Below are 5,669 nucleotides of genomic sequence, written 5' to 3' on the forward strand. Positions count from 1 at the left end.
CGCGATGCCCAGCCAGCGTGCGATGCCTGTATGTGTTGAAGTATGTGTCGTCATCTGTTCTTTCGCGTATGGTTCAGGCCAGGTTATGCAAAGCGGCGTGCTTCGCCTTTGCCAAACAGGTTGGCGACGCAACGGCCGCACAATCCTTCATGCTCAGCATGTGACCCTACATCGGCGCGATAGTGCCAGCAGCGCTCGCATTTTTGTGCCGCCGATGGCGTGACGAGGACAGTTTCCTCTTCTGCACTTGCCACCTGGACGACGCTGGCTTGTGAAGTGATCAGTACAAACTTCAGATCGTCGTCCAGGCTGGCCAGCGCGGCAAACTTGTCGCCGCTGGCCTTCAGTGCGACTTCCGCCTGCAGCGATGAACCAATGCTGCCAGCGACACGTACTTCTTCCAGCTGCTTGGTGACGTTGTTGCGTACTTCACGCAGCAAGGTGTACTTGGCCAGCAGTGCTTCGCCATCTGCAACTTTCGGCAATGCGTAATGTGTTTGCGTGAAGATCGTGTCGCCCGCTTTATCACCCGCAAAAATGACCCAGGCTTCTTCTGCGGTGAAAGACAACACCGGTGCCATCAAGCGCAGCAGCGATTGCGTCAGATACCAGATCGCGCTTTGTGCCGAACGACGCGCATGTGAAGTCACGCCGCTGGTGTAGAGGCGATCCTTCAGGATGTCGAGATAGAAGCCGCCCAGATCTTCCGAGCAGTACATTTGCAGCTTGGATGTGATCGGATGGAATTCATACACGCTGTAATGCGCGACGATCTCTGCCTGCAGCGCATTCATTTGCGCAATCGCATAGCGATCGATTTCCAGCATGTCGGCAACCGGCACCAGATCGGTGGCCGCGTTGAAGTCTGTTGTGTTCGACATCAGGAAACGCAGCGTGTTGCGGATGCGTCTATAGCTTTCCGTCACACGTTTCAGAATTTCGTCAGAGATCGACAACTCACCGGTGTAATCGGTGGACGCAATCCACAGGCGCAAAATGTCTGCACCCAAGGTGTCGGAAATCTTTTGCGGTGCCAGTGTATTGCCTAGCGACTTCGACATCTTCTTGCCTTCGCCATCGACGGTAAAGCCGTGCGTCAGTAATGCCTTGTACGGAGGATGACCGTTCAACATCGACGAAGTCAGCAGCGAAGAATGGAACCAGCCGCGATGCTGATCCGAGCCTTCCAGATACAAGTCAGCAGGGAAGGCCAGTTGTTCCTTGTGCGAGCCGCGCAATACTGTTTGGTGCGTCGTGCCGGAATCGAACCAGACATCCAGCGTGTCCTTGTTCTTTTGGTACATCGCCGCTTCGTCACCGAGCAGATCTTTCAGCTCCAGTGTCAGCCATGCGTCGATGCCGCTCTTTTCAATCAGCTTGGCGATTTGTTCCAGCAACTCAGGCGTGCGTGGATGCAGTGCGCCGGTTTCCTTGTGCACGATGAATGCCATTGGGACGCCCCATTGACGTTGACGCGACAGCGTCCAGTCAGGACGATTCGCGATCATGCCGTGCAAACGTGCTTGACCCCAGTCCGGGAAAAACTTGGTTTCGGAAATACCTTTCAATGCAGTTTCACGCAAAGTTGGGCCGCCGTCTTTCGGCGTCAGATCCATGCCGGCAAACCATTGCGAAGTCGCGCGATAAATGATCGGCGTTTTATGACGCCAGCAATGCATGTAGCTGTGGTCGAACATCTTTAGTTCAAACAATGCACCAGCCGCAGTCAATGCGTTGCAGATCGGTTTCGATGCTTCCCAGATGGTCAGGCCGCCGAACAATGGCAGTGTCGATGCGAACTTGCCGTCGCCCATCACAGGCGTGATGATCTCGTCATCCTTCAAGCCATGCGCTTTGCATGAAATAAAATCTTCGATACCGTAGGCAGGTGCAGAGTGAACGATGCCGGTACCGCTATCGGCTGCGACGTAGTCGGCCAGATAAACCGGCGAAGTGCGATCGTAGCCGGCGTCTTGCGATGCGAGTGGATGCTTGAAGCGTATACCTTCGAGTGCTGCACCGGCGCAGGTGGCAATGACTTTGCCTTCCAGTTTGTAACGCGCCAAACTTGCTTCGACCAAATCGGCTGCGAGGATCAGCAACAGTGGTTTTTCATCACGCGACGTTTCGACCAATGCGTATTGCAATTCAGGATGTACGTTCAAAGCCTGGTTCGATGGAATGGTCCACGGTGTGGTGGTCCAGATCACGACAAAACCATTTTCAGTTGGCAGTGCAGGCAGGCTGAATGCAGCTGCAACTTTGGCCGGTTCCGCAAACGCAAAGCCGACATCGATCGCCGGGTCGCGTTTGTCCTGATATTCAACTTCCGCTTCTGCCAATGCAGAACCGCAATCGAAACACCAGTTGACCGGTTTCAAGCCGCGGTAGACATAACCTTTTTCCAGCAGCGTACCGAGCGCACGCAACTCGTCGGCTTCATTGCCATACGCCATGGTCAGGTAAGGATTGTCCCATTCGCCCAAAACGCCGAGTCGGATGAAATCTTTTTTCTGGCGTTCGACCTGTTCGGTCGCGTAAGCGCGGGCCTTGGTCAATACGTCAGCGGTTGGCAGGTTTTTGCCATACAGTTTTTCGATCTGGATTTCGATCGGCATGCCGTGACAATCCCAGCCCGGTACAAACGGCGCATCGAAGCCGGCCAGCGTTTGTGACTTGACGACGATGTCTTTCAGGATCTTGTTGACCGCGTGACCCAGGTGAATATCGCCGTTGGCATACGGTGGGCCGTCATGCAGGATGAACTTCGGACGGCCTTTTGCTGCCTCGCGGATTTTTTCGTAAATCTTTTTATCCTGCCATTGCTTGACCCATTGCGGCTCGCGTTTGGCGAGATCGCCGCGCATAGGGAAAGGCGTATCGGTCATGTTGACCGGATACTTGCTGGCTGGTTTGGCGTCTGGCTTGTTCGGCTTGCCGGATTTGTTTTCAGGCTTGTTTGTATTGTCGGACATGGTCTGCTTTTATAAAGTATTCAGTTGGATCAAACGAACGGTATTGAATGAGTGCGTTCGATCATCAAATTCGGTCTGTGGCGGAGGTCGCCGAGTCGGCTATCTGCTTGAAGTAGGTGCGTGCCTGCACTGCATCGCGGGCGATCGCGTCGGTCAGTGTAGGCAGGTCGATGTACTTTTCTTCATCGCGCAGTTTTTGCAGGAATTCGACCTGTATCAATCTGCCATAACATTGTTTGGCGTAGTCAAATATATGCGTCTCCAGCAGCACGCGGCCGCTGTCATCGACGGTAGGGCGCACGCCTATGCTGGCGACGCCGGGCAAGGGCTCGGATTCCAGGCCATGCACCTGCACTATATAAATGCCGGACAGTGCAGGATGCTTGTGGGCGACGCGCATATTCAGCGTAGGGAAACCTATCGTGCGGCCCAGCTTCTTGCCATGTATGACGTGGCCGGACATGGCGTAAGGCCGGCCCAGCAAGGTGGCGGCCTGGGCGAAATCGCCATCCTGCAAGGCCTGACGCACCGCCGATGAAGAAATACGGGTGCCGCTGCTGGTCACGGTAGGCTGCGATTCCACATGGAAGCCGTACTGCTTGCCCGCTGCTATCAGCGTGGCGACATTGCCGGCGCGTTTGGCGCCGTAGCAAAAATCCTCGCCGACGATGAGCCATTTGACATGCAAGCCCTGCACCAGGATTTTCTCGACGAATTCCTGCGGCGACAGAGAGGCAAAGTGTGCATTGAAGTGTTCGACGATCACGCGATCGACGCCGGCCCGGGCCAGCGACTGCAGCTTGTTGCGCAAACTGGCGATCCGCGTCGGCGCCTTCGATGGGTCGCCGGCGCGCGCAGCAAAGAATTCGCGCGGATGCGGCTCGAAGGTCATCACTGCAGATTCCACGCCCATTTCCGACGCGACTTCACGCAGGCGCGCCAGCAAGGCTTGATGCCCGCGATGCACGCCGTCGAAATTGCCTATCGCCAGCGCACAGGGTGCGCGCGATGCAGCATTGGGAAGTCCGCGGAATACCTTCATGGAGTCGATAGTGGGAAGCCGTCGCAAAACCTTGCATTATAAATGCTTTCGCCCGGTTTCCCTGCCACTAAGATGGCTGGATGGCCCTATTTGAAACCCGTGGTAGAGGTTTTTCTGTTCCTGTTCAAGCCTGTGAGCGCCAAATTCAAGCGGCGCTTATCCATTACATCGCACCCCAAACCGCATTCAAAGCAGCAACCGCCGCGACGCCAGCTGTCTCTGTACGCAAGACGCGCGGCCCCATCGCCAGCATCAGCACGCCCTGTGCAATCGCCAGGTCTTCTTCCTTGTCGGTAAAGCCGCCTTCCGGTCCTATCATCAAGGCCACCGATTGCGGCGGATGATGGCGGGCCCAGTCGGACAAGGACTGTTCGGCGCGCGGGCTGAGCAGAATGCGCACGTGCATGTCCTTTTGCTGCAGCCACTGGTTGACGTCGACCGGCTCGGCCAGTGCCGTCAGGCGGTTGCGCCCGCTTTGCTCGGAGGCGGCGACGATCACGCCTTGCCAGTGCTGCATTTTTTTAACTGCGCGTTCGGCGGACAGGCGCACCACGCAACGCTGGGAGGCCAGCGGCTGGATTGCATGCACGCCCAGTTCGACCGCTTTTTCGATGATCCAGTCCATCTTGGATGCTTCCGGCAGCGCCTGCGCCAGCGTGATCGCGTAGGGTAGTTCGACTTCACGCGGCTCGAACAGCTTGATGTCGGCGGTGACGCGTTTTTTCTCTACCGTATTGATGGTGGCTGTGTATTCACCACCCTCGCCATTGAACAGCGTGAGGTGGTCGCCGGCAGCCAGGCGCACGACTTGCACGTGATGGGCCACATGCTCGGGCAGGATGATGGTTGCGCCTATGGTGAGCGGCTGGGGGCAGTAAAAACGAGGCATCTGTGATCCGTTGGTTGTCGATCCGGCATGTATTTGCGGCAAATCGGGGTGCTGCGGGCATTAATATTAAAAGGAAATGCAGGAAATGCGGGAATTCGGGTTTAGCCTGAGGCCCTCACTCTGGTAAAATATGCGGCTTCGCAGCAAAGTGTTTTTGGCTGCATGCAAGCCCGTATTGATGCTGCATTTGATTCTGCGTTAATTCTGTATTAATTCCGCATTAATTCTATTTCTTATTCGACTCGCCATCACTATAAATCACATGACTTCCACGCTCCCGACTACCAAAATGGCCAACGCAATCCGTGCGCTGGCAATGGATGCAGTACAAAAGGCCAATTCCGGACACCCCGGCGCGCCTATGGGGATGGCGGATATCGCTGTCGCTTTGTGGGCGAATCATTATTCGCACAATCCGGCCCATCCTAAATGGATCAACCGCGATCGCTTTGTATTATCGAACGGACATGGCTCGATGCTGCATTACGCCTTGCTGCACCTGACCGGTTACGAGCTGTCGATGGACGATATCCGCAACTTCCGCCAGATGCATTCGAAGACGCCGGGTCATCCGGAAGTCGATGTCACGCCGGGTATAGAAACCACCACCGGCCCGCTCGGCCAGGGCTTGGCCAATGCGGTCGGCATGGCGCTGACTGAAAAACTGCTCGCGGCTGAATTCAATCGCCCCGGTTTTGATGTCGTCAATCACTACACCTATGTATTCCTCGGCGATGGCTGCCTGATGGAAGGCATTTCGCAT

Annotated in this window: 3 protein-coding genes and 1 pseudogene; 1 reads left to right on the forward strand and 3 read right to left on the reverse strand. The window is 55.8% G+C overall.

Annotated elements, in window-relative coordinates; all coding sequences use genetic code 11:
• Positions 1-83: 83 nt before the first annotated feature.
• The 3 genes from ileS to Q7T06_RS10445 all read right to left on the reverse strand — a co-directional run bounded on the left by ileS (position 84) and on the right by Q7T06_RS10445 (position 4,906).
• A complete protein-coding gene (gene ileS / locus Q7T06_RS10435) occupies positions 84-2,975 on the reverse strand; it encodes an isoleucine--tRNA ligase (protein ID WP_304784356.1) in 2,892 nt (963 codons plus the stop codon).
• 64 nt (positions 2,976-3,039) lie between these two features.
• On the reverse strand, positions 3,040-4,017 hold the full coding sequence (locus tag Q7T06_RS10440; protein WP_304784358.1) for a bifunctional riboflavin kinase/FAD synthetase: 978 nt from the start codon (positions 4,015-4,017) through the stop codon (positions 3,040-3,042).
• A gap of 163 nt (positions 4,018-4,180) precedes the next feature.
• The gene (locus Q7T06_RS10445) at positions 4,181-4,906 is read right to left on the reverse strand and encodes a 16S rRNA (uracil(1498)-N(3))-methyltransferase (protein WP_304784361.1); all 726 of its coding nucleotides are present in this window, start codon (positions 4,904-4,906) and stop codon (positions 4,181-4,183) included.
• Positions 4,907-5,168: 262 nt separating this feature from the next.
• On the opposite strand from Q7T06_RS10445, the pseudogene Q7T06_RS10450 reads away from it, so the two are divergent.
• A pseudogene (locus tag Q7T06_RS10450) lies at positions 5,169-5,669 on the forward strand (transketolase); the annotation flags it as partial.

The organism is Herminiimonas sp. (assembly GCF_030645555.1).
Classification (GTDB): domain Bacteria; phylum Pseudomonadota; class Gammaproteobacteria; order Burkholderiales; family Burkholderiaceae_D; genus Oxalicibacterium.